Here is a 23,880-nt window from a genome sequence, read left to right as displayed (position 1 = left end):
CGCCCTTACAGCAACCGCTGCAGCACCGGCAGCAGGCACAGCGCGGTGGCCAGGGGCGCGCGCACCCGCGCCCCGCCGGACTGCCGTACCTGCCCCGCACACACCGCTGCAAGTACGAGCAATGACACCGGCCCCGGCAGACCCGGCAGCACGCCCTCGGGCAGCCACACCGCCAGCAGGGCGGCCAGCACTGCCAGTGACGCCACCACCGTTGCGCGCTGCAGCCCCAGGCGCTGCAGCGCACCGCGCCAGCGTTGCGTACACAGGGTGACCGCCAGCAGCAGCAGCACCAGCTGCAGGGCCGCCAGGCCTGCGGCGCCGGCCGTCGGCAGCAGCGGCAGCAACCACTGCAGCTGCGCAATGCCCTGCAGGGCCACCGACAGCGGCCGGGTGCTGGCCAAGGCTGGGAACGCCACCAGCCCGGACTGCAGCGCCGCCAGCGTCATCAGCCACAGCATGGCCGCCGGCACCGCCACGCCCACCGCCAGCACCAGTTGCCGCCGCGGCCGCCACGCGAGCGTGGCCACGGCCAGCACCAGACCCGTGCTGGCGAACACCGCCAGCAGCGGCACACTGGCGGCCAGCACACCGCCCAGGCCGAACCGGTAGGGCGCTACTGCATTGGGCAGCCAGGGAACCCAGTGCGCGTAATGCACATGGCGCGCGGCCAGCAGCACCAGCAGCGCACCAATGCCGAACTTCAGCGTCAGCAGGGCGCACGCCAGCAGCACCGCGCGACGCGGCCGCAGCAGGGCCATCGCCGCCGTGGCCAGCACCAGCAGAGCTGCCACGATCTGTACCGGCAGCCACTGCCCTGGCTCGGCGCCCACCACGGTGGCGGCGGCGTAGAGATGGCGCGCACCGCTCTGCGCTGCGCCTGCCACCGTGACCACCAGCTCCAGCAGCAGCGCCAGCACCAGCAGATCAGCCACCCGCCGGCCCCAGGCCAACTGCAGCAGATCGTGCAGACCGCAACCCGCGGGCGCCGCACGCAGCGCATCGCGCAGGCTGCACAGCACCAGCCACGCACCCAGCGCCGCCAGCAGCAGGCTGAGCACGATGGCCGGCCCCGCCTCTGCAGCGGTGTGCTGGCCGACCAGCGCGATCACACTGCCGCCGGCCACCAGCGTGAGCGCCAGCACCAGTACATGATCGGTACCCAGTACACCGCCGGTTCGCACGCCACCCCGCGCGGCGCCACTGCAATCGCGGTCCATTGAAAGCTTCCTTGATGCCGACCAAGCGTGGTCGACAGCAGGCTGGCAGCGGCCGCGGCCTGGCGGTATCGGGAAAGCGCACGCGTGCGTCGGCCTGTGATCAAAGACACGTCCACAGCGGTCTGGGCAGGCCAGCTACGACATCGGTACAGCCATCAAGCAAGCTTGACTTGGCCGTTCGCGACAATGCTCCGCAGTCGAACGTCAGTCGCGCGGCGGCGGCAGGTGCGGTTCCACCAGTGCCACGGTGCGCTGCAGGGCGCCACGACCGTTGCTGACCAGCGTGCAGCCGGCATGCGCCATGTGTTCGCGCGCCTGAACATCCTGCAGCAGATGCTGCAGGTGGTCGCCCACTGCCTGCACGTCATCGCCGATCAGCAGCGCCCCGGCTTCGCGCATGCGCCGGGAGATTTCCGCGAAGTTGTGCAGGTGCGGGCCCGTGACTGCGGCCGTGCCCAGCGCCGCCGGCTCCAGCAGGTTGTGCCCGCCGATGGCCTGCAGGCTGCCGCCGACGAACGCGACCTGGGCGCAGCCATAGAACGGCATCAGTTCGCCCAGGGTGTCGATCACGAACACATCGGTATCGGCTGCCGGCCAGCGCTGCGCGCGGCGGGTGGCCACGCGCCAGCCCTGTTCGCGGGCCAGCGCTTCCACCTTCGGGAAGCGTTCCGGGTGGCGCGGCGCCCATAGCAGCAGCAGATCCGGATGCTGCTGGCGCAGCCGCCGGTGCAGGTCGATCACTGCCTGCTCTTCACCCTCGTGGGTGCTGGCGGCGATCCATACCGGACGGGTGTCGGGCACGCTTTGATGGAACTGGGCGATGAACGGCTGCACCTCGGGAATGGCGATGTCGAACTTCAGGTTGCCGAGCGCCTGCACCTGTTCGGGCGCCGCCCCCAGCTGCACGAAGCGCGCGGCATCATCCTGCGACTGCGCCGCCACGCAGGTGACCGTACGCAGGGCACGGCGGATGAGCGCGGCCAGCACGCGGTAGCCCCGCAGCGAACGCGCCGACAGCCGCGCGTTGAGGATGTAGACCGGAATGCGGCGGTCGCGGCAGCCGAACAGCATGTTGGGCCACAGCTCGGTTTCCAGGATCAGCGCCAGGCTGGGCTGGAAATGGCCGAGAAAGCGATTGACGCTGCCCGGCACGTCATAGGGCAGGTACACGTGATCCAGCGCATCGCCCCACAGCGCGCGCACGCGCTCCGAACCGGTGGGGGTGATGGTGGTGATGACCCAGCGGATGTCCGGGCGCTGCTTGCGCAGGGCGTTCACCAGCGGCGCGGCCGCGTTCACTTCGCCCACCGACACCGCGTGCAGCCAGACCCGCGGCTGGCCGGTCGGCTGCGGGTAGGACGCATAGCGTTCATCCCAGCGCCGGAAGTATTCGCGGACCCGGAAGCCCCGCCACACCAGGTGGTACACGGTGATCGGCAGCAGGATGTAGAGCACGGCCGAGTACAGGCCGCGCAGGATCCATTCGACAGGGTCTTTACGCATGCGGCAAGGATACGGGACGCCCCAGGGAAAGACACGCGGCGGGCTTGGTAGAATGGCCCCATGTCCGATGCTTCCACCGCCGTCCGCCCGTCCCTGGCCGATCCCCGCAACTGGCCGATGTTCGCGGCGATGTTCGCTGCCTTCGGCATCGCCCGCCTGCCGTGGTTCCTGCAGCGCGCGCTGGGGCGCGGGGTCGGCTGGATCACCTGGCGCCTGCTGGGCAGCCGCCGCCGCGCCGCCGAGGTCAACCTGAAGCTGTGCTTCCCGGAAAAGGACGAGGCCTGGCGCAACCGCCTGGTGCGCGACAGCTTCGACGCGCTGGGCGTGGGCATCTTCGAATGTGCGCGTTCCTGGTGGGGCAGCATCGACAGCATCCGCCCGCAGGTGCAGATCGAGGGCCTGGAACACCTGAAGCAGATGCAGGCCGAGGGCCGTGGCGTGCTGCTGGTGTCGGGGCACTTCATGACGCTGGAGATGTGCGGGCGCCTGCTGTGCGACCACGTCGACCTGTCGGGCATGTACCGCAGGCACAAGAACCCGGTGTACGAGTGGGCGGTGAAGTTCGGCCGGCTGCGCTATGCCAAGGCGATGTACGCCAACGAGGACATCCGCGCGACCGTGCGCCACCTGAAGAAGGGCGGCTTCCTGTGGTATGCCCCCGACCAGGACATGCGCGGCAAGGACACCGTGTTCGTGCCGTTCTTCGGCCATACCGCAGCCACGATCACCGCCACCCACCAGCTGGCACGCATGACCGGCTGCGCGGTCATTCCCTACTTCCACCGCCGCGAAGGCGGGAAGTATTTCCTGAAGATCGGCGCACCGCTGGAGAACTTCCCCAGCGAGGATGTGGAAGCCGATACCACGCGGGTGAACCAGGCCATTGAACAGATGGTGCGCGAAGCCCCGGATCAGTACCTGTGGATCCACCGGCGTTTCAAGCGCCAGCCTGGCGGCCGCAGCGATTTTTACAAGTAACCGGGGAATGCCGCATCCACGCGTGGCGTGGATCTACTGCCATCGGCGGGAATGCTGCATCCACGCGTGGCGTGGAATGAGGTGCAGTAGATCCACGCCATGCGTGGATGATTTCCGCGCGACGCCAGCGGATTACAACGGCCAACGGCACCATGCGTACGGGTACTCCCCCACCTCGCACGCCAAGCCTGCACGGACCGGGTTGGCCAGGATGTACATGGCCTTCTCGTGAAGTGACTCATCGGTGCGCACCGCGTGGTCGTGGTAGCCGTGCTGCCATAGCGCACCGCGCCGGCCCAGCTGCTGGTTCAACAGGCGGCTGCTGCGGGATTTAAACAAGGACATGCACTCGGCCAGAGTGCCCTTCTGCAGCTCCATCAGCCAATGCAGGTGGTCGGGCATCACCCCCCAGGTGAGGCTGTAGCTGAGGCCGGCACGTTCAACGAAGCGCAGGGCATCGATCAGGATCGCCACGTTGGCGGCATCGGCGAAGAAGGGTTCACGGCGCAGGGTGACCGTGGTCAGGCGGTACACATTGCCGGTGCGGGAGTAGCGACCGTAGCGGAGTCTGGGGCTGGCCATGACCACAGCCTGCGCTGCCGCGGTCAGCAGGGGTATTGGGGAGTTGCCCGGGGTTGGGTCGGGAAAGCGCCATCCACGCATGGCGTGGATCTACTGCTATGCACGCATGGCGTGGATCTACCTGCGAGTGGGGTGGGAGGGCGATTACATCGCGTTGGGCGGATCGTCCGGCTCACGCGCCAGCAGCGTGCCGACGAACAGTGCCGCCAGCAGCACGGTGACCCCGCCCCAGAAGGTGGAATAGAACGCCAGGTGGGTGTTCAACGGGAACACGGTGACGGCCAGCGCCAGCATGGCCGGTCGCGCGCGCTCACGCGCATGGGCCGGGGCGAAGCGCCATGCGCGCCAGGCCTGGGCCACGGCTGCCAGCCACAGCAGCAGGCCCAGCACGCCGGTTTCGGCGAGGATTTCCAGCACGATCTGGTGGGCGTGCAGCGCCGGTTCGTTGCCCCACACCGCCGCGTCGTGTTCGCGCACGCAGCCGGGATAGGCATCGCGGAAGCCACGCGCGCCGACGCCATTGATCGGATGCTCTTCGATCATGCACGCTGCCGCTGACCAGATGCGGGCGCGGCCGGACAGGGCCTGGTCCACGCCATCGTCGGCGCCATCCCAGGCCATGGCGGTGCGCGCCACGCGCTCGCGCAGCTGCGGCACGCTGGCGGTCAACGCGGCCGCACCCAGCAGGCCGGCCAACGACAACAGCAGCAGGCGTTTCCAGCCGAACTGGCGCAGGCCGCTGTACACCAGCACCAGCCCAAAGGTGACCCAGGACGCACGCGAGCCCGCCAGCAGCAGCACGATGCCCAGCGCGGCGGCGCCCAGCAGCCAGCCGGCATGGCCGGATCGGCGGGCCAGGGGCAGCAGCAGGAACGGTGACAGGCTGGCCAGCACCTGGCCGAACTTCAGGTTGCATGGCCCCAGTGCACCGCTCAGACGGTCGGCCAGCACGACTTCATCGGCAGGACACAGGCCGTGCCCGCTGACCACATGCTTCAACTGGTCCAGCGACCAGAACCACGGACTGCTGCCGGCCAGCGCCTGCACCAGCGCGTCCAGGGTCCACAGACCGGTGATGATCGCCAGCCCGCCCAGGGTCAGCCGACGCCGCTGGGGCGTGGCCACGGCAATGGCCGCCAGCCACATGAAGGGCAGATAGCGCAGGCCGGCGGCGGTCTTGGTCCAGGCCGCGGCGGGATCGATGGCATCGAACGCGGAAAATGCCTGCGGCAGCCAGTAGCCCAGGAACAGGATCGAGGTCAGCGCCCAGGCGGCGGGACTGAGCAGGTGCGGGCGATGCTGCAGCCGGCGCAGCACCATGCGCGCGGCGGCATACAACGCGCCCAGGCCGAGCACGGTTTCGGCGATGCCCGGCAAGGGCCACAGGGCCACATAGGCCAGCACCCACCAGGGCGCCCAGCGCCCGGCGCGATCATCGCGCAGGGCCGGGCTGGGGTCAGCCGGCAAGGTCGGCATAGAGGCGAAGGGTGTCGCGCTGCATGGCCTGCAGGGTAAACGGGATCCGGCCCGGCAACGAAGGCGGTTGCGCCAGCAGGGCCAGCGCGCGTTCACGCAGGGCCTGTGCATCGCCCAGCGGCACTGCACCCGACGGCTGCAGCTGCCGCAGCAGTTCGCCCACGCCGCCGTGGTTCCAGCCCAGCACCGGGCGGCCGACCGACAGGGCCTCGACCACGGTGCGGCCGAAGGCCTCGGGCTTGTCCGACAGCTGCAGCACCAGGTCGCTGGCGGCGTAGGCCTGGGCGATGCGCGCGGTAGGCACGCTGATGTGCACGGCCTCGGCAATGCCCAGTGCGGCCGCCTGCGCGCGCAGGCCGGCAAGATAGGTTTCGCGGCCGGGCTCATCGGTGCCCAGCATCCACAGCTGCGCCGGCACGCCGGCTGCACGCAGGTCGGCCAGCAACTGCAGCGCGTGCGCATGGCCCTTCAGCCGCGTCCCGCGCCCGGGCAGCAGCAGCAGCGGGCCGTCCACCTGCCCCAGCCACGGGTAATCGGCCGCCAGGGCCAGGCGTGGGCGACGATCGGCGCGTGCCACGCGCGGGAACTGGCCCACGTCCACGCCGCGCGGAATCACCTGCAGGCGCGCGTCGGGAACGGTCGGGTAATGGGTGTGCACATACTCGCGCACGGTGTTGGACACGCAGACCACGCGTTCGCCGCTGGTCATCACCGCGCTGTAGCGGCTGGGCGAATTCAAGCCATGCACGGTGGTGACCCAGCGCGGGCGCTGCGCGGCCGGCAATGCACGGATCGCGTACAGGCCCAGCCACGCCGGCAGGCGCGAGCGCGCATGCACGATGTCCGCGCCCACTTCGGCAAACAGGCGGCGCAGGGTCGGCATGTGGCGAAGGGTCAGCAGCGATTTGCGGCCGATATCCAGCGTGAGGTGCTCGGCACCGCTGTCCAGCAGCGGCTGCACCAGGCGCCCGCCGGCGGACACCACCAGTGCACGGTGGCCGGCCGCCACCAGGGCGGCGGCGATTTCAAGGGTGGAACGCTCGACGCCGCCGGAGTGCAGCGCCGGCAGCAACTGCACCACGGTCAATCGGCGCATCGAACGGCCGCCCGATCAGTCGGCCAGCACGAAGGTGGCGCCGCAGTACGGGCACTGCGCTTCACCGTTGGGCTCGTCTTCGATCGGCAGGTACACGCGCGGGTGCGAGTTCCACAGCGCCATTTCCGGGGTCGGGCAGCTCAGCGGCAGGTCGGCGCGGTGCACGGTGTAGCGCTTTTCGGCGTTGGCGGGCGCAGTGGCGGTATGGCTCATGGCGGGTGTCGATGAACGGATTGCGAGGGCTGGGATTCTAGCATCTGGGCCGGGCCAGCATTGCGCTGCAACAGGCGGACCGATGTGTCCGGCGGGTTCGCGCCCTTGGGCTGGCAGCGGCCCGGGCGGATTTCTTCAATCGATCCAAGCAGTTCCGGCCATACCGTGCGCTGCAGCGGATTTTCCGCATTTGGATCGAACTAAATGGCACTTGTCAGGGTGCGTCTGCCTGTTGCAGCATCGGGACCCTCACAACCTGACCCGATCGCACGGCCCGCCCCCCACCGGACCTGCATCGCTCCCACGCTGCCTGTTGGCGGCACGGGCGGTGCTGTCCTGGGTGTTCGCCGATGCGGGTCCTGCCAGCCGCCTGCCTTACCCGGGAGACCCTGCATGACCCTGACCGATCCGCGCCGCGCCCTGCTTCCCCTCGCCCTGGCCCTGGCCTGTGCGACCACCGCGACGCCGGCGCTGGCGCAGGCCTTGCAGACCTCCTTCGAGCCGGGCGAACCGGCACCGCTGAAGGCCGATGGCCCACTGCAGGTGCAGATCGGCAGCGGCCCGGCCGCCCCGTACGCGGCCAAGCGCAACGCTGGCTACAGCGGCCTGCATGCCCTGCACTACCGGGGCGATGGCGGCCACGCAACGCGCGAACTGTTCACCACCGATGTGACCATTGCCGCCGACACCACGCTGTCGTGGCTGCTGCTGCCGGAAATCGTCGGCAGCGATACGGTGGCCTCGACCTACGTATCGCTTGATCTGCGCCTGGACGATGGCAGCCGGGTCTCGGCCAGCGCGGCACGCGACCAGCACGGCATTGCTCTGGGCGCGACCGCGCAGGGCGATTCGAAGACGCTGTACCCGCAGCAGTGGGCGCGCAAGGCGGTGCGCCTGGGCGATGTACCGGGCCTGCGTGGCCGCCGCGTGGTGGCCATCGAACTGGCGGTGGCCAGCGCCAACGGCGCGCCGGTCTCGGGCTGGATTGACGATGTGCGCCTGGACGTGCAGCCACGCAACGTGCCGCAACGCGTGTCGGACTGGGTGCTGACCACCCGCGGCACCCAGGCCAACGGCACCTTCTCGCGCGGCAACAACTTCCCGGCCACCGCAGTACCGCACGGCTTCAACTTCTGGACGCCGGTGACCGATGCCGGTGCACTGAACTGGCTGTACCGCTGGAGCGAGCAGAACGATGCGAAGAACCGGCCGCAGCTGCAGGCGCTGGCGCTCAGCCACCAGCCCAGCCCGTGGATGGGCGATCGGCAGACGTTCCAGGTGATGCCGTCGGCCAGCCGTGGCGTGCCCGAGGCCGACCGCAGCAAGCGCGCCCTGTCCTTCGACCGCAGCCAGGAATCGGCGCGCCCGTACCGCTACGACGTGCGCTTCGACAATGGCATCGCAGCGTCCATCGCGCCCACCGACCATGCCGCCCTGTTCCAGTTTGAATTTCCGCAGGGCGGCGACGCCAACCTGCTGTTCGACAACGTGGACGCACGCGGCGGGCTGACCCTGGATGCCGCCACGCAGACCCTGAGCGGCTACACCGACACCCGCAGCGGCCTGTCCAACGGCGCCACCCGCATGTACGTGGTGGCCCGCTTCGACCGCCCGTGGCGCAGCAGTGGCCGCATCGACACCGGCCGCCCCACCGGCTACATCAAGTTCGACACCGCGCAGGGCCGCACGGTGACGATGCGCATCGCCACCTCGCTGATCTCGCTGGAGCAGGCGCGGCACAACCTGGCGCTGGAAATTGCCGACACCGACAGCCTGGCCAGCGTGGCCGGGCGCGCACAGGACGCCTGGGATGCACGGCTGTCGCGCTTCGATATCGGCCAGGCCAGCGACGACGCCAAGACCACGCTGTATTCGAACCTCTATCGCCTGTACCTGTATCCCAATTCCGGGCACGAGAATGTCGGCACCGCCGCCGCGCCCGACTGGCGTTATGCCAGCCAGGCCAGCGCCGAAGAGAACAACACCGACGGCAGCGCCAGCCGCACGTTCGCGCCGGTGCGCGACGGCAAGGTGTATGTGAACAACGGCTTCTGGGACACCTTCCGCACGACCTGGCCGGCCTATGCGCTGTTCACCCCGGACGATGCCGGGCAGCTGGTGCAGGGCTTCATCGAGCAGTACCGCGCCGGCGGCTGGATCGCACGCTGGTCGTCGCCGGGCTATGCGGACCTGATGGTCGGCACCAGTTCCGACGTGGCCTTCGCCGATGCCTGGCTGAAGGGTATCGGCGGTTTCGACGCGACCGAAGCCTATGCCGCCGCGTTGAAGAACGCGACCGTGGTACCGCCGGACCGCCACGTCGGCCGCAAGGGCATGGACCGTTCCACGTTCCGCGGCTACGCCAGCGCCGACGTGCACGAAGGCATGTCGTGGACGATGGAAGGCGCGTTGAACGACTTCGGTCTTGCCAACATGGCCCAGGCCCTGGCGACGAAGGCGACCACGCCGGCCGCGCGCGAGCGCTATCGCACCGAGGCTGAGTACTTCCGCTACCGCGCCGCCGGCTACGCCACGGTGTTCGACCCGGCCGTGGGCTTCTTCCAGGGCCGCAAGACCGATGGCAGCTGGCGCGTGGACGCCAAGGACTATGACCCACGCGTGTGGGGCCACGACTACACCGAATCCAATGGCTGGACCTTCGCCTTCACCGCCGCCCACGACGGCGAAGGCCTGGCCGCGCTGTACGGCGGCCGCGAAAAACTCGCGGCCAAGCTGGACACCTTCTTTGCCACCCCGGAAACCGCCGCGAAGGAATTCGCCGGTTCCTACGGCGGCATCATCCACGAGATGACCGAGGCGCGTGATGTGCGCATGGGCATGTATGCGCACAGCAACCAGCCGGCACACCACATCCCATGGATGTACCTGTACGCCGGGCAGCCGTGGAAGACCCAGCAGCACGTGCGTGAGATCCTGTCGCGGCTGTACGTGGGCAGCGAGATCGGCCAGGGCTACCCCGGTGACGAGGACAACGGCGAAACCTCGGCGTGGTACCTGTTCGCTTCGCTGGGGCTGTACCCGCTGCGCATGGGTGCGCCGGAGTACGTGATCGGTTCGCCGGCGTTCGCCCACGCACGGGTGGAACTGCAGGGTGGCGCGGTGCTGACCGTCAACGCCGAGAACAATTCGCCGGAAAACGTGTACGTGCAGTCGCTGAAGATCAATGGGAAGCCGTGGACGAAGACCTGGGTGCCGCACGCGCTCATCGCCCAGGGTGCCACCCTGGACTTCGTCATGGGCCCGCAGCCGTCGCGCTGGGGCAGCGGCGCCGATGATGTTCCGCCGTCGCTGACCGCCGCGGGACAGCGCCCGCAGCTGCTGCACGACCTGCTGGGCAGCAGCGCGCGCGCGGCACTGGCCGATGGCCGTGCCCTGCCCGCGTTGACCGATGACGATGCCACCACGGTGGCGGCGCTGGGCGCGGGCGCCACCATCGACCTGACCGGCGGCGCCGATGGCGTGCCGACGATGTACACGCTGACCAGTGGAGATGGCGCGATCCGTGGCGGCCAGTGGGTACTGGAAGCGCGCAACGGCAACGGACGCTGGCGGGTGCTGGACCAGCGCGAGGGCGAAGACTTCACTTCGCCGCGGCAGACCCGCCCGTTCCGCATCGCATCGCCGGCACGCTTCGGCGAGTACCGCCTGCGCGTGATCGGTCCCGGCCGCCTGCAGTTGGCGGAGATCGAACTGCTGGCACCGGCCACCGTACAATGACGCCATGCGCCTTCGCCTGATTCCCCTGCTCTTTGTTGCCCTGGGCCTGCCTGGTGTTTCCCTGGCCCAGACCCAGGCCTTCGATGGCCAGGTCAGCCGTGATGGGGTGACCCTGTACTACCAGGACGCCAGCGGCGCGCTGGCCGCACCGCTGCGCAAGCGCATCATCGACACGTTCTACTTCGCCTACCTGCGCGAACGGGCGGATTTCCGCCCCACGGCACCGAACGAAGTGCGCATCGTGATCGATCCTGCCTACAACGGCGTGGCCTATGTGGGCGACAAGGACAAGGCGAGCACGATCACCATCAGTCCGGGCTGGCTGCTGAAGCACCCCGATGACATCGATCTGGTGACCCACGAAGCGATGCACATCGTGCAGGGCTACCCCAGCTACGGCGACAAGCGCGTGCCGGGCTGGCTGGTGGAAGGCATTGCCGATTACGCACGCGACCGCTACGGCATGGACAACGGCGCCGCGGGCTGGGCATTGCCGTTGAAAGTGGGCAAGGGCCAGACCGTGGAAAGCGGCTACCGGGTTACCGGTGCGTTCCTGAAGTGGGCCGAGGGCGAGCACCCGGGGCTGGTGCTGGCACTGGACAAGGCGCTGCGTGACGGCCGCTACGTGCCCGCGCTGTGGCAGAAGCAGACCGGCAAGACGCTTCCGGTGTTGTGGACGCAGTACGCCAAGCCTCGTTTGGATGCCCCGCCGCCGGCACCGGCACGACGCGGCAAGCGCTGAGCGGTAGCGCCGGGCCATGCCCGGCGGAATGCCTGATTCGCCGCGCTGCGCGCTCGCCGGGCATGGCCCGGCGCTACCCGATCCGGTTTCCGCTGTGCGGAAACAGAAACGCGCCCGGCGGGGCGCGTTTCTGCAACTGTCGCGGCAACGAAGGCTTACGCCTTCTTTTCCGCTTCCAGCTGCTTGCGGATCTGCGCATCGACCGCGGCAATGGCGGACATGTTCAGGATCCGGCGCGAGGTCGCGCTGGTGGTCAGGATGTGCACCGGCTTGTTCACGCCCATCAGGATCGGGCCGATCGCCACGCCATCGGTGAACACGCGCACCAGGTTGTAGGCGATGTTGGCCGCTTCCAGGTTCGGCAGCACGAACAGGTTGGCACGGCCCTGCAGGGTCGAACCCGGCAGCAGCTTCTGGCGCAGGGCTTCGTCCCACGCGGTGTCGCCCTGCATTTCGCCGTCCACGTTCAGGCGCGGGTTGCGCTTGAGCAGCATCTCGCGGACCTGGCGCATCTTCAGTGCGTCCTTGGAATCGTGGCTGCCGAAGTTGGAGTGCGACAGCAGCGCCACCTTCGGCTCGATGCCGAACAGCTTCATGCGGTAGGCCGCCTGCAGCGTGGCTTCGGTGATCTGCTCGGCGGTCGGGTCTTCCTGCACGTGGGTGTCCACGAAGAAGAACACGCCCTGCTGGTTGATCACGCCGGTCATGGCCGAGGTCGAGGTGACCTTCGATTCCAGCGGCAGCACGCTGCGCACGTAACCCAGCTTCTTGTGGAAGCGGCCGACGATGCCGGTCAGCATGGCATCGGCTTCGCCACGGGCAACCATCACCGCGGCAATCAGGGTCGGGCGCGATCGCATCAGGTTCTTCGCCGCGGCCACGGTCACGCCACGGCGGCCGGTCAGGCCGTGGTAGTACTGCCAGTATTCGTTGAAGCGCGGATCATCGTTGATGTTGGTGATCTCGATGTTCTCGCCCACCTTCAGGCGCAGGCCCAGGCGTTCGATGCGCGCTTCGATCACGTCCGGGCGGCCGATCAGGATCGGGTGCGCCAGGCCTTCATCGACCACGTTCTGCACCGCCTGCAGCACCACTTCCTCTTCGCCTTCGGCATACACCACGCGCTGCTTGTCGGCGCGGGCGCGGTCGTAGACCGGCTTCATCATCAGGCTGGTGCGGTACACGAACTGCGACAGCTTCTGCCGGTAGGCATCCATGTCGGCGATCGGGCGCGCGGCCACGCCCGAATCCATCGCGGCCTGGGCCACGGCGGCGGACAGTTCCACCAGCAGGCGGCGGTCGAACGGACGCGGGATCAGGTATTCACGGCCGAAGCTGGGCGTGTCGCCGCCATAGGCCGAGCCCATGTCGGTGGCCGCACGGCGGGCCAGCGCGGCGATGGCGCGCACGCAGGCGATCTTCATTTCTTCGTTGATCGCGGTGGCGCCCACGTCCAGCGCGCCGCGGAACAGGTACGGGAAGCACAGCACGTTGTTGACCTGGTTCGGGTAGTCCGAACGGCCGGTGCCGATGATCGCGTCCGGGCGGGCGGCGCGCGCCTCTTCGGGCATGATTTCCGGGGTCGGGTTGGCCAGCGCGAAGATGACCGGGTCCGGCGCCATGGTCTTGACCATCTCGGCGGTCAGGATGCCCGGGGCCGACAGGCCCAGGAAGATATCCGCGCCGTTGACGATCTCGGCCAGGGTGCGCTTGTCGGTGTCGCGCGCATAGCGCTGTTTTTCCGGGTCCAGATCGGTACGGCCGGTGTGGATCACACCCTCGCGGTCGAAGGCCAGGATGTTTTCCGGCTTCAGGCCCAGCTGCACCAGCATGTTCACGCAGGAAATGCCGGCCGCGCCCATGCCCGTGGTCGCCAGCTTCACTTCCTCGATCTTCTTGCCGGTGATGGCCATGGCGTTGAGCACGGCGGCGCCGACGATGATCGCGGTGCCGTGCTGGTCGTCATGGAACACCGGAATCTTCATGCGTTCGCGCAGCTTGCGCTCGACCACGAAGCATTCCGGCGCCTTGATGTCTTCCAGATTGATGCCGCCGAAGGTCGGCTCCAGCGAAGCGATGATATCGACCAGCTTGTCCGGATCGGTTTCGTCCACTTCGATGTCGAACACATCGATGCCGGCGAACTTCTGGAACAGCACGCCCTTGCCTTCCATCACCGGCTTGCCGGCCAGCGGGCCGATGTTGCCCAGGCCCAGCACGGCGGTGCCGTTGGAAATGACCGCCACCAGGTTGCCGCGGGCGGTGAGTTCGCTGGCCTGCTGCGGGTCGGCCTTGATGGCTTCGCAGGCATAGGCCACACCCGGCGAATAAGCCAACGACAGATCACGCTGGGTCAGCATCGGCTTGGTCGCAGCGACGCGGATCTTGCCCGGCGGCGACATGCGGTGGTAATCGAGGGCGGCCTGTTTGAAATCTTCGTTGGACATCGACGTGGGTTACATGAATGGGCAAGAGGGACAGGGGATGATACCCCCGTTGGAGGAGCTGGACCTGTCGCTATCCTGTCGCAATCATGCTGCGACCGCACAATTCCGTGCCGTATGCAACGCGTCTGGTCCAGCGTGGGCGCCGTTGATGACAGCCAAGCGACGCCCTGAAACGTTGCGGGGCCGTACCACTGTCGTGACCGGCCCCGCAGTACCACACACCTGGCGTCAGCCCTTGGCCGGCAAGGCCTCGGTCAGCACCGGTGCCACCGCATCGACCGGCGGCGGCAGCTCGCTTTCGCGGCCGTCCAGCGCCAGCTTCAGGCGGTCACGGTCCAGCGCGTTTTCCCAGCGCGACACCACCACGGTGGCCACCGCATTGCCGATGAAGTTGGTCAGCGAGCGGCACTCGCTCATGAAGCGGTCAACACCCAGGATCAGCGCCATGCCGGCCACCGGCACTTCCGGCACCACCGCCAGGGTGGCGGCCAGGGTGATGAAGCCAGCACCGGTGACGCCCGCTGCGCCCTTCGAGCTGAGCATGGCGACCAGCAACAGCGCGATCTGGTGGCCCAGGCTCAGTTCGGTGTTGGTGGCCTGGGCGATGAACAGCGCCGCCAGGGTCATGTAGATGTTGGTGCCGTCCAGGTTGAACGAATAACCGGTGGGCACCACCAGGCCGACCACCGACTTGCTGCAGCCAGCGCGCTCCATCTTTTCCATCAGCGAAGGCAGTGCCGATTCGGACGAGGAGGTGCCGAGCACCAGCAGCAGTTCGGCCTTCAGGTAACGGGCCAGCTTGAACACGGAGAACCCGCACAGGCGACAGACCACGCCCAGGATGACCGCCACGAACAGGAAGGCGGTGATGTAGAACGAGCCCACCAGCCAGGCCAGGTTGACCAGCGAACCCACGCCGTACTTGCCGATGGTGAAGGCAATGGCACCGAAGGCGCCGATCGGGGCGGCCTTCATCAGCAGGTGCACCAGCTTGAACACCGGCGCCACCAGCGCTTCCAGGAAGGCCTGGATCGGCTTGCCCTTCTCGCCCACCATGGCCAGTGCGATGCCGAACAGCACCGCCACGAACAGCACCTGCAGGATGTTGCCATCGACGAAGGCGCTCAGCAGCGTCTTCGGAATGATGTCCATCAGGAAGCCGACCAGGGTCAGGTCATGCGACTTCTCGACGTAGCTGTGCACCGCGGTCTGGTCCAGCTCGGCCGGGTTGATGTTCATGCCCGCGCCGGGCTGCACCACGTGCGCCACGACCATGCCCACGATCAGGGCCAGGGTGGAGAAGAACAGGAAGTACGCCATCGCCTTGGCAAATACGCGGCCCACCGTGCGCAGGTGGGTCATGCCGGCGATGCCGGTGACGATGGTCAGGAAGATGACCGGGGCGATGATCATCTTCACCAGGTTGATGAAGGCATCGCCCAGCGGCTTCATTTTTTCGCCGATCAGCGGCTCGTAATGGCCCAGGACGGCGCCCAGGATGATCGCCACGATCACCTGGAAATACAGCTGGCGGTAAAGCGGCAACGGCTTGCTGGGCACCGGTGCGGTGGTCGGGATGTGCATGGCGGACTCCGGAAGGGGCGGTTCTGGCGCATACGGTTCCCGCTGTGGCGGGGCCGTCTCCGTGGATCTGGGCGCGGCCCGGCGGTAAGCGCCGGCGCGACCAATGGACGCCTTTGTACGCGCCGGGCACGCCGGCGCAGATAACCTATTGGTACTAGCCCCCCGGTTCAGGCGGCTGCGGTGCCTACACTGGCGCCGTACCGACGCCCCCGGGGATGCCGGTGGCCCGAGCTGAACGGCCGGGCACGTTCCCGCGCAAGTTCCGGCCATCGCGGCCGTTGTTGTCCTGTCCACACGCAATCTGAGAGAGCCGCACCACCCATGCGCCCGATTCCCACCTTGCTGGCCCTGTCGCTGGCCGCACTGCCCGCCTTCGCCTCCGCCGCCGATTTCGACAACTGGCCGACCAAGTACACCTTCGGCGACGGCACCGAACTGGCCGCCACGGCCAACATCGCCTACGACTACAACGACTTCTCTTCGGCCAGCGGCATCGAGGATGACGATGCGGTGCGCCGCAAGGAGTTCGGCGCGACCCTGAAGAAGAAGGGCGTGTATGACGCGATGGTCTACTACGATTTCCAGGCCGATACCTGGCTGGACGTGTTCGTGCGCTTTGAAAGCAAGGCGTTCTTCGGCCGCGACGTGGGCCGCTTCCGTTTCGGCTACATGAAGACCCCGGTTGGCCTGGATGCCAACACCTCCTCGCGCGCCGGCAGCTTCCTGGAAACCGCGTTGCCGGTGCAGGCGTTCTACGCCGGCCGCCGCACGGGCGTGGAATGGGTGCTGGAGCGCCCGCAGTACCTGCTGCAGGCCGGCGCCTACGGCGGCAAGGATCTGCAGGGTGACAACCCCGGCACCACCCAGGCCGTGCGTGCCGTGTGGACCCCGGTGAAGGCACCGGGCGACGTGGTCCACCTGGGCCTGGCCTATTCGCAGGAAAACCCGCGCGGTTACCACGATGGCCGCGATGTGCACCATGAAGCCAGCGCACGCCTGCGTGCCCGCCCGGAAGCCGGCCTGACCGACATCCGCCTGGTGGATTCGGGTGCACTGGTGACCGCCGACCAGATCCGCCGCACCGGCCTGGAAGGCATCTGGATCCGTGGCCCGTTCTCGCTGCAGGCCGAAGCCCTGCAGGCCACGGTGACCCGCAAGGGCCTGCCTGACTACACCGGCAATGGCCAGTACGCGATGGCCAGCTGGGTGCTGACCGGCGAATCGCGCCCGTACAACGCCGGTGCAGTGGCCAACATCAAGCCCGCCCACGACTACGGCGCGGTGGAACTGCTGGCCCGTTACAGCCGTCTGGACCTGGACGATGGCTCCATCCTGGGCGGCCGCCAGCACGACCTGACCATCGGTGCCAACTGGTACCTGACCAGCCACTTCAAGTTCCAGGCCAACTACGTGAAGGTCGACGCCAGCCGTCGCGGCGTGCACAGCACCCCGGAAATCTTCGAACTGCGCGCGCAGATGCACTTCTGATCCGTTCCCCGGCACTTCCTTCCACAGTGCCTGCGGCGGGCGTGCTCCCCACGCCCGCCGCCCCTGCGTAGACTGCCGCCATGTACTGGCTCAGCCGCCACCGCCTGCTGTTGTTGACCCTGCTGGTGATGATCGGCGGTACCGTGCTGTGCGCGGTCGCGGCCGGACACTACGCCTGGCGCCGCGCGCTGGCTGCCGAAAGCGCGCAGGTGCAGCGCCAGCTGCAGTTGTATGGACAAGGGCTGCAGCAGCGCATCGACCGCTTCGGCACGCTGCCGCAGGTGATGGCGCTGGACCCGGACCTGCTGCAGGCGCTGCAGGCGCCGCTGTCGGCCGCCGAGCGGCAGCGCCTGAACCTGAAGCTGCAGCGCGCCAACCAGGTCACCCGCACCTCCACGCTGACCCTGGTCGGTCGCGACGGCGTGGCCGTGGCTGCCAGCAACTGGGACGAGCCGGCCAGCAACGTCGGCGAGGACTACAGTTACCGCCCCTACTACCAGCAGGCCATGGCCCATGGTCGCGGGCGCTTCTATGGCATCGGCATGACCACCAACGTGCCGGGCTACTTCATGTCCGAAGCGATCGTGGATGCGCAGGGCCAGCGCATCGGTGTGATCGTAATCAAGATCGAGCTGTCGGCACTGGAACAGGAGTGGCTGAGCAGCCCCGACGTGGTGCTGGCCAGCGACAACCACGACGTGGTGTTCCTGGCCAACCGCGATGCCTGGCGCTACCGCCTGCTGCGCCCCTTGGGTGCCAGCGAGCGCCGCGAGATGCTGGCCGCGCGCCAGTACGCCGACCGTTCCCTGCAACCGCTGCGGGTGCGCACCGAAGACGTGCTGGCCGATGGCGGGCGCATGGTGCGCCTGCTGGACCCGGTGCTGGCCACGCCCATGCTGTGGCAGAGCCTGGCGCTGGACGATGAAGACTGGAGCCTGCACCTGCTGCACGATGCCAGTGCTGCCGGCAGTGCCGGCCGCGGTGCCGCCATCGCCGGTGCCGCCGCCTGGCTGGCGCTGGGCTTCCTGGTGCTGTTCGTGCAGCAGCGTCGGCGCTTGTCCAAGCACCGCCAGCGCAGCCGCCGCGAGCTGGAGACCCTGCTGAAACAGCACGCGCAGGAACTGCGCACCGCCCAGGATGGCCTGCTGCAGGCGGCCACTGATGCCGACAGCGGGCTCAGCCGCAGCCTGGAACACCTGCCGCAGGGCGTGGTGGTGATCGACCGCGACCAGCGTCTGGTCGCCTGGAATTCGCGTTACGTCGAACTGTTCCGGTTCCCGCCGGGGCTGGTGCGGGTGGGCCGGCCGATCGAGGAACTGTTCCGCTTCAATGCACGCCGCGGCCTGCTCGGCCCGGGTCCGATCGACGAAGCCATCGAGCGCCGCCTGAACCACCTGCGCAGCGGCCGCCCGCATATGCGTGAAAGCGAGAAGGACGACGGCACCGTCCTTGAGATCCGCGGCAATCCCCTGCCCGACGGCGGCTTCGTTACCAGCTACGCGGACATCACCAGCTACAAGAACGCCGCGCGCGAACTGCGCTCGCTGGCCGATGCGCTGGAACACCGGGTGGCCGAGCGCACCCACGATCTGGACGAAGCACGCCGCGAGGCCGAGCAGGCCAACCGCTACAAGACCCGCTTCGTGGCCTCGGCCGTGCATGACCTGCTGCAGCCGTTGAATGCCGCGCGCATGTTCGTATCGGTGCTGCGCGGCCGCTTGAGCGGTGATGCGCGCGAACTGAGCGAACACGTGGATGCGGCCCTGGCCGCGCAGGATGCCATCCTCAACAGCCTGCTGGACATTTCGCGGCTGGAATCGCGTGCGCTGCAGACCCGGGTACGTGCGTTCGCGCTGTCGCCGCTGCTGGAAACACTGGCCCGCGAGTTCGGCATCGCCGCGCAGGGCCGTGGCCTGCAGCTGGACTGGGTGGACACGCGCGCCGTGGTGGTCAGCGATGAAGCGCTGCTGCGCCGCATCCTGCAGAACTTCCTGTCCAATGCCCTGCGCTACACCCCGCGCGGGCGCGTGCTGATCGGCTGCCGGCGCGTGGGCGACCACCTGCGCATCGAGGTGCACGACCAGGGCCCAGGCATTCCGGAGAGCCTGCAGGGTGAAATCTTCGAGGAGTTCCGCCGCTTGAACGACGGCGTGGAACAGGAGCGCGGCGCCGGCCTGGGTCTGGCCATCGTCGAGCGCATCGGCCGCCTGCTCGGCCATCGCATCAGCCTGCGCTCCACCCTGGGCAAAGGCAGCGTGTTCGCCGTAAGCGTACCGCTGGGGCAGGCCGAGGACGTGGTGGTGCCAGCCTCCACACCGGTGGTCGCCGCCGAGCTGACCGACGACAGCCCGCTGCGCCAGTGCCGGGTGTGGAGCATCGACGACGACCCGCGCGTCTGCGCCGCCACCCGCGCCCTGCTGGAACGTTGGGGCTGCAACGTGGAGCTGGCCGATGGCCCGCAGGGTGCGCTGGAAATCGCCAGCGCGCTGAACGTGCCGCAGCTGTTGTTGCTGGACGTGCGCATGGGCCAGTGGCATGGCCCGGACCTGTACGAAGCGCTGTGCAGCCTGTGGCAGGCGAGGCCACCGGTGATTCTGGTGACCGCCGAGCGCGACGAAGCGCTGAAGGCGGACGCCGCCGAACAGGGCTGGGGCTTCCTGCCCAAGCCAGTGCGGCCCCCGGCCCTGCGCGCATTGATGACCCAGATGTTGTTGCGGCATCGGGGGTAGCGTCGAGCTTGCTCGACTGCCGCAGCGCCCCCGTAGAGTCGAGCTTGCTCGACTGCTGTGCGTACGATGCAAGAGCCAGTCGAGCAAGCTCGACTCTACGAAAGCGGCTGATCAATCATCCTTGCGGCCGAAGGCAGGCCCACCGGACCCGCAAACCGGAAAGGGTCAGATCCCGCCCGCGTCGCCTTCCGGCTCCAGCGCCTTCACCAGCACGGCGGCCTGGGTGCGGCTGTGGCATTCGAGCTTCTTCAGGATGGCGGTCACGTGCACTTTCACGGTGTTTTCGGCCAGGCCCAGTTCGTAGGCAATCTGCTTGTTCAGCAGGCCATCGGCCAGGCACAGCAGCACGCGGAACTGCTGCGGGGTGAGCTGGGCCAGGCGTGCGGCCAGCAGGGCATCGGATTCGCTGCGCTCCGGCGCCATCGCCGGGAACCACAGACTGCCGTCCAGTACCGCCTGCACCGCTTCGCCGATGGTTTCGGCCGGGGCCGACTTGGGAATGAAACCGGCGGCGCCGAACTGCTGGGCGCGGCGGATCACCCGCGGGTGGTCGTTGGAAGACAGGATCACCACCGGGATGTCCGGGTGCGAGCCGCGCACGTGCAGCAGCGCGGAAAACCCGTGCGCGCCGGGCATGGTCAGGTCCAGCAGCACCAAGTCCACATCCGGCTGGGCGTCGAGCGCCTGTGCCAGCGCATCGGCACTGGCCACTTCACGCACCTGGGCCAGCGGCAGGCTCTGCCGCAACGACTGCACCACCGCCGAACGCAGCAGCGGATGGTCGTCGGCGATCAGGATGGTGTATTCGCTCATGGGCCCATTGTACGGGCACTGCCGCGCATCCGCCGGGCGTGGCCCGGCGCGCCCACGGGCTCAGCGCCCGGCCGGTTCCACGCTGCTGCGCCAGGCATCCAGGAACTGGCGGCGTTTCAGCGCATCCAGGTAGACCAGCAGCCCCGGGCCGAGCTGGATCGGGCGACGGCTGCGGCCCGGCGCATCTTCGCTGCGTGCGTTGCCGGTGACGATCGGCATCAGCCGCGCCTGGCGTGACAGCACCTGCTGGCCACGCGGCGACAGCAGGTAATCGAGGAAGCGCCCGGCCTCTTCCGGGTGCGCGCCGGTGCGCGGAATCACCGCCGTGCGCAGCACCACCAGGGTGTAGTCCTCGGGTTCGACGATGGCCAGAGGTGCGCCGGCGTCGATGCGCGCCTGCGCATACGAGCCCAGCACGTTGTAGACCAGCGACAACTGGCCACTGGCCACCTGGTCCAGCAGCACGCCGGTGCGTTCCTCGCGCACCACCGCGTTGTCACCCAGCGCGCCCAGCAGCGCGCCGGCGATGCTGCCGCGCTGCGCATCCTGGGTGGCCAGCAGGTAGCCCACGCTGCTGCGTTCGATATCGTAGGTGCCGACCTTGCCACGCAGCGGCAGGCCCTCGGCACGCAGCAGGTCCAGCAGTTGCCGGCGCGTGCGCGGCGCCTTGGCCGCCGGCAGTACACGCGTGTTGTAGACCATCACCACCGGTTCGTAGCTGATACCGAACGCCTCGCTGCGCCACTGTGCCCACGCCGGCAGCGCGGCCGTCTGCGCCGAACGGTGCGGCACCGCGTGGCCATCGTTCACCAGTTTGGTCTGCAGGTCCATGCCGCTGGAAATCAGCAGGTCCGGCGAATCTGGGCCGCTGCGGTCGTGCAGGTAACGCGCGTACAGGTCCTGGGTGATGATGTCTTCGTAGACCACCGTGGTGCCGGGGTGCAGACGCTGGTAATCGGCGATGACCTCGGCAAACACTTCGATATCGGTGGTGCCGTGGATGCGCAGCTGCGCGGTCGCCGGGCCCTGCGCGGGAAAGCGCCGCACATCACCGGGCGCAGCCAGTACGGGGGCAGCCAGCAGCAGCGCCAGCGCGGCGGCGAACAGGCGGATCATGGGGTGCTCCGGGGCAGGCGGATGGTGGCCACCAGGCCGCCCTGCGGGCGGTTGCTGAGGTCGATGTGGCCGTTGTGGCTGTCCACCACGCGCTTGACGATGGCCAGGCCCAGGCCGGCGCCGCCGGCCGCCGCGCCCTCGCCGCGCGCAAAACGTTCGAACACGCGCCCGGCATCGGCCGCGGCAATGCCGGGGCCATGGTCGGCAATGGTCAGCACGGCCTGCCCGCCTTCCACGGTCAGCGCAATCTGCAGCGCGCCGTCGCCACCGTACTTCAGTGCATTGTCGACCAGGTTCTTGATGGCCTCGCGCAGCAGCAGCGCATCGCCCTGCACCTGCACCGGCTCGGCGGTCATGGCCAGCTGCACGCGCGGTGCCGGCCCGGCCTGCGGCAGCGCTTCGTGCAGGGCCTGGTGCACCGTCTCGGCCAGGTCAACCGCCGCGAAGCGCTGCAGGTGCGAGCGATGGATCACGCTGGCATCGCTCAGCAGCTGGTTCAGCAGGCGGCTCATGTGGGTGGCATTGCGTTCGATCGCCAGCAGGCTGCGGCGCATGTCCTGCGGATCATCATCGTCCAGCGCCAACTGCGCCTGAGCGCGCAACGCCGCCAGCGGCGTGCGCATCTGGTGCGCGGCCTCGGCCATGAACGCGCGCAGTGTCTCGTTGCTGCTGGACAGGCGCTCCATGAAACGGTTCAAGGCCGCGACCATCTGGTCCATTTCGCGCGGTACGCGCGCATCGAGCGGTTTCAGGTCGGACGGCTCGCGCCGCGACAACTCACGTTCCACACGTACCAGCGGACGGAACGCGCGATGCACGCCGAACGCCACCAGGGCCAGCAGCAGCCCGGACAGCACGCCAATGGCCAACAGCGCGCGGTTGACCATGTCCTGCGCCAACGCTTCGCGCGCACGCCGGGTCTGGCCCACCTGCACCTGCACGTCGCCCTGTGCAGACGCCGCCGCGAAACTGCGGCTGACCACCACGAAGCGCACGGTTTCACCGCTGTACGCGGCATCGAACAACTGCGGTTGCAGGCCCGGACGGCGCGGCGGCGCGGGCAGGTCACCGTAGCCGGTGATCAGGTTGCCGCGGCTGTCGGTCAGCCGGTAGAACACCCGGTCTTCTGCCGCCATCGACAGCAGGTCCAGTGCGGCATAGGGCAGATCCACCTGCCATTGGCCATCGACCAGCGCCACCGAATCGGCAATCGACAACGCCGAGGACACCAGCAGGTGGTCGTAGGACCGGTTGGCGGCACGCTGGCCGTAGTCGCGCGCGGCAAACAACAGCGCCACCGCGAACACCGCCAGCAACCCGCCCAGATACAGCAGCAGCGTGCGCCGCAATGAACCCGGCGCCGTGGCGCGTGCCTCAGCCATCGCCGTCAGTGCCGCCATCGGTGGGTTCCAGCAGATAGCCCACGCCACGCACGGTGGTGATGCGCACCGGTGCATCGGCCAGCTTCCTGCGCAGGCGCCCCACGTAGAGTTCGATCGCGTTCGGCCCGGCCTCGTCGTCGAAGCCGAACAGGCCGTTGCCGATCTCGTCCTTGCCCACCACCTGCCCCATGCGGCCTACCAGGATTTCCAGCAGACGGTATTCGCGGTTGGGCAGTTCGATCGGTTCACCATCCAGGGTGACACGGTGCGCCGCGTTGTCGAACTGGAAGCCGCCTACCTGCACCACCTCGCTGGCCTGGCCGCGCGCGCGCCGCAGCAGCACGCGGCAACGTGCTTCGAATTCGCGGAAGTCGAAAGGTTTACCCAGATAGTCATCGGCGCCTACGTCCAGCGCCTGTACGCGGTCTTCGATGCCATCGCGCGCGGTCAGCATCAGCACCGGGGTGCTGTCACCGCGTTCGCGCATGCCAGCCAGCACGCGCAGGCCATCCAGCTTGGGCAGGCCGATATCCAGCACCACCAGATCGAAGCTCTGGTAGCGCAGCACGCTGGCGGCGGCCAGGCCGTCGGCCTGCCAGTCCACGGCATGCCCACTGCGGCGCATGCGGCGGATGATGGCATCGGCCAGGTCCGGGTTGTCTTCGACCAGCAGCAGGCGCATTGGCGGGGAGCACGGGGCGCGGGGGGAAGCGAATGCTACCGCGTGCGGCGCGATGGCGTGTGGCGGGTGCATTCCGCCGGGCATGGCCCGGCGG

17 protein-coding genes are annotated in these 23,880 nt (G+C 68.5%); 5 read left to right on the top strand and 12 right to left on the bottom strand.

Annotated features, from left to right (window positions below):
• Positions 1-5: 5 nt before the first annotated feature.
• Complete coding sequence (locus RTY46_RS06585; RefSeq protein ID WP_312707328.1) at positions 6-1,217, bottom strand: amino acid transporter; 1,212 nt, start codon at positions 1,215-1,217, stop codon at positions 6-8.
• Positions 1,218-1,421: 204 nt separating this feature from the next.
• Positions 1,422-2,720 (bottom strand): lipid IV(A) 3-deoxy-D-manno-octulosonic acid transferase, encoded by a 1,299-nt coding sequence (waaA, locus tag RTY46_RS06580; protein WP_312707326.1) that lies wholly within the window; start codon positions 2,718-2,720, stop codon positions 1,422-1,424.
• A gap of 60 nt (positions 2,721-2,780) precedes the next feature.
• Here waaA and RTY46_RS06575 point away from each other — a divergent pair, with 60 nt between their 5' ends.
• Positions 2,781-3,698, top strand: a complete 918-nt coding sequence (locus RTY46_RS06575; protein ID WP_312707324.1) for an LpxL/LpxP family Kdo(2)-lipid IV(A) lauroyl/palmitoleoyl acyltransferase — start codon at positions 2,781-2,783, stop codon at positions 3,696-3,698.
• A 132-nt stretch (positions 3,699-3,830) separates the two neighbouring features.
• Here the strand turns inward: RTY46_RS06575 and RTY46_RS06570 are convergent, their stop codons facing one another.
• From RTY46_RS06570 to RTY46_RS06555, 4 genes are all read right to left on the bottom strand, one after another.
• Entirely contained in the window at positions 3,831-4,280 is a 450-nt protein-coding gene (locus tag RTY46_RS06570) for a transposase (protein ID WP_312707322.1), read from the bottom strand.
• 144 nt (positions 4,281-4,424) lie between these two features.
• Complete coding sequence (locus RTY46_RS06565; protein WP_312707320.1) at positions 4,425-5,756, bottom strand: O-antigen ligase; 1,332 nt, start codon at positions 5,754-5,756, stop codon at positions 4,425-4,427.
• A complete protein-coding gene (locus tag RTY46_RS06560) occupies positions 5,737-6,852 on the bottom strand; it encodes a glycosyltransferase (RefSeq protein ID WP_312707318.1) in 1,116 nt (371 codons plus the stop codon). The genes RTY46_RS06565 and RTY46_RS06560 overlap by 20 nt, the downstream gene beginning before the upstream one ends.
• Before the next feature lie 15 nt (positions 6,853-6,867).
• Positions 6,868-7,065, bottom strand: coding sequence for a zinc-finger domain-containing protein (locus RTY46_RS06555; RefSeq protein ID WP_312707316.1), 198 nt, complete (start codon positions 7,063-7,065; stop codon positions 6,868-6,870).
• A 393-nt stretch (positions 7,066-7,458) separates the two neighbouring features.
• Between RTY46_RS06555 and RTY46_RS06550 the strand changes: the two genes are divergently transcribed.
• Both RTY46_RS06550 and RTY46_RS06545 read left to right on the top strand, forming a co-directional pair.
• Complete coding sequence (locus tag RTY46_RS06550; RefSeq protein WP_312707314.1) at positions 7,459-10,803, top strand: GH92 family glycosyl hydrolase; 3,345 nt, start codon at positions 7,459-7,461, stop codon at positions 10,801-10,803.
• 4 nt (positions 10,804-10,807) lie between these two features.
• Complete coding sequence (locus RTY46_RS06545; RefSeq protein WP_312707312.1) at positions 10,808-11,545, top strand: basic secretory protein-like protein; 738 nt, start codon at positions 10,808-10,810, stop codon at positions 11,543-11,545.
• A 155-nt stretch (positions 11,546-11,700) separates the two neighbouring features.
• On the opposite strand, the gene RTY46_RS06540 is transcribed toward RTY46_RS06545, so the two are convergent.
• A complete protein-coding gene (locus RTY46_RS06540; RefSeq protein WP_312707310.1) occupies positions 11,701-13,992 on the bottom strand; it encodes an NADP-dependent malic enzyme in 2,292 nt (763 codons plus the stop codon).
• Positions 13,993-14,220: 228 nt separating this feature from the next.
• Positions 14,221-15,576 carry a dicarboxylate/amino acid:cation symporter gene (locus RTY46_RS06535; RefSeq protein WP_312707308.1) on the bottom strand — a complete coding sequence of 452 codons (1,356 nt, stop codon included), beginning with the start codon at positions 15,574-15,576 and terminating at the stop codon, positions 14,221-14,223.
• A 321-nt stretch (positions 15,577-15,897) separates the two neighbouring features.
• On the opposite strand from RTY46_RS06535, the gene RTY46_RS06530 reads away from it, so the two are divergent.
• Together RTY46_RS06530 and RTY46_RS06525 are read left to right on the top strand one after the other, a co-directional pair.
• Positions 15,898-17,064: a porin gene (locus tag RTY46_RS06530; RefSeq protein WP_108754098.1), complete on the top strand. Its 1,167-nt coding sequence runs from the start codon at positions 15,898-15,900 to the stop codon at positions 17,062-17,064.
• 80 nt (positions 17,065-17,144) lie between these two features.
• The gene (locus RTY46_RS06525) at positions 17,145-19,793 is read left to right on the top strand and encodes a PAS-domain containing protein (protein ID WP_312707306.1); all 2,649 of its coding nucleotides are present in this window, start codon (positions 17,145-17,147) and stop codon (positions 19,791-19,793) included.
• A 165-nt stretch (positions 19,794-19,958) separates the two neighbouring features.
• Here RTY46_RS06525 and RTY46_RS06520 read toward each other — a convergent pair whose 3' ends face one another.
• Genes RTY46_RS06520 through RTY46_RS06505 form a run of 4 tightly spaced genes read right to left on the bottom strand, consistent with a single transcriptional unit; the run spans position 19,959 to position 23,786 of the window.
• Positions 19,959-20,606 carry a response regulator transcription factor gene (locus RTY46_RS06520; protein ID WP_108754101.1) on the bottom strand — a complete coding sequence of 216 codons (648 nt, stop codon included), beginning with the start codon at positions 20,604-20,606 and terminating at the stop codon, positions 19,959-19,961.
• 60 nt (positions 20,607-20,666) lie between these two features.
• Positions 20,667-21,722 (bottom strand): ABC transporter substrate-binding protein, encoded by a 1,056-nt coding sequence (locus RTY46_RS06515; RefSeq protein WP_312707304.1) that lies wholly within the window; start codon positions 21,720-21,722, stop codon positions 20,667-20,669.
• Positions 21,719-23,104, bottom strand: coding sequence for a sensor histidine kinase N-terminal domain-containing protein (locus tag RTY46_RS06510; protein ID WP_312707411.1), 1,386 nt, complete (start codon positions 23,102-23,104; stop codon positions 21,719-21,721). The genes RTY46_RS06515 and RTY46_RS06510 overlap by 4 nt, the downstream gene beginning before the upstream one ends.
• Positions 23,097-23,786: a response regulator transcription factor gene (locus tag RTY46_RS06505; RefSeq protein ID WP_312707302.1), complete on the bottom strand. Its 690-nt coding sequence runs from the start codon at positions 23,784-23,786 to the stop codon at positions 23,097-23,099. Before RTY46_RS06505 ends, RTY46_RS06510 begins: the two co-directional genes overlap by 8 nt.
• Between the last annotated feature and the right edge of the window lie 94 nt (positions 23,787-23,880).

Origin of the sequence: Stenotrophomonas sp. (assembly GCF_032056425.1) — a bacterium.
Classification (GTDB): domain Bacteria; phylum Pseudomonadota; class Gammaproteobacteria; order Xanthomonadales; family Xanthomonadaceae; genus Stenotrophomonas.
The sequence above is the reverse complement of the archived record's forward strand: the minus strand, read 5'-3'. Positions and strand labels throughout refer to the sequence as shown.

Coding starts and splice junctions, on each gene's coding strand:
- RTY46_RS06520 (WP_108754101.1), bottom strand. CDS start 20,606: ATGAGCGAATACACCATCCTGATCGCCGACGACCATCCGCTGCTGCGT.
- RTY46_RS06545 (WP_312707312.1), top strand. CDS start 10,808: ATGCGCCTTCGCCTGATTCCCCTGCTCTTTGTTGCCCTGGGCCTGCCT.
- RTY46_RS06585 (WP_312707328.1), bottom strand. CDS start 1,217: ATGGACCGCGATTGCAGTGGCGCCGCGCGGGGTGGCGTGCGAACCGGC.
- RTY46_RS06530 (WP_108754098.1), top strand. CDS start 15,898: ATGCGCCCGATTCCCACCTTGCTGGCCCTGTCGCTGGCCGCACTGCCC.
- RTY46_RS06510 (WP_312707411.1), bottom strand. CDS start 23,104: ATGGCTGAGGCACGCGCCACGGCGCCGGGTTCATTGCGGCGCACGCTG.
- RTY46_RS06535 (WP_312707308.1), bottom strand. CDS start 15,576: ATGCACATCCCGACCACCGCACCGGTGCCCAGCAAGCCGTTGCCGCTT.
- RTY46_RS06570 (WP_312707322.1), bottom strand. CDS start 4,280: ATGGCCAGCCCCAGACTCCGCTACGGTCGCTACTCCCGCACCGGCAAT.
- RTY46_RS06515 (WP_312707304.1), bottom strand. CDS start 21,722: ATGATCCGCCTGTTCGCCGCCGCGCTGGCGCTGCTGCTGGCTGCCCCC.
- RTY46_RS06525 (WP_312707306.1), top strand. CDS start 17,145: ATGTACTGGCTCAGCCGCCACCGCCTGCTGTTGTTGACCCTGCTGGTG.
- RTY46_RS06560 (WP_312707318.1), bottom strand. CDS start 6,852: ATGCGCCGATTGACCGTGGTGCAGTTGCTGCCGGCGCTGCACTCCGGC.
- RTY46_RS06565 (WP_312707320.1), bottom strand. CDS start 5,756: ATGCCGACCTTGCCGGCTGACCCCAGCCCGGCCCTGCGCGATGATCGC.
- waaA (WP_312707326.1), bottom strand. CDS start 2,720: ATGCGTAAAGACCCTGTCGAATGGATCCTGCGCGGCCTGTACTCGGCC.
- RTY46_RS06555 (WP_312707316.1), bottom strand. CDS start 7,065: ATGAGCCATACCGCCACTGCGCCCGCCAACGCCGAAAAGCGCTACACC.
- RTY46_RS06540 (WP_312707310.1), bottom strand. CDS start 13,992: ATGTCCAACGAAGATTTCAAACAGGCCGCCCTCGATTACCACCGCATG.
- RTY46_RS06505 (WP_312707302.1), bottom strand. CDS start 23,786: ATGCGCCTGCTGCTGGTCGAAGACAACCCGGACCTGGCCGATGCCATC.
- RTY46_RS06575 (WP_312707324.1), top strand. CDS start 2,781: ATGTCCGATGCTTCCACCGCCGTCCGCCCGTCCCTGGCCGATCCCCGC.
- RTY46_RS06550 (WP_312707314.1), top strand. CDS start 7,459: ATGACCCTGACCGATCCGCGCCGCGCCCTGCTTCCCCTCGCCCTGGCC.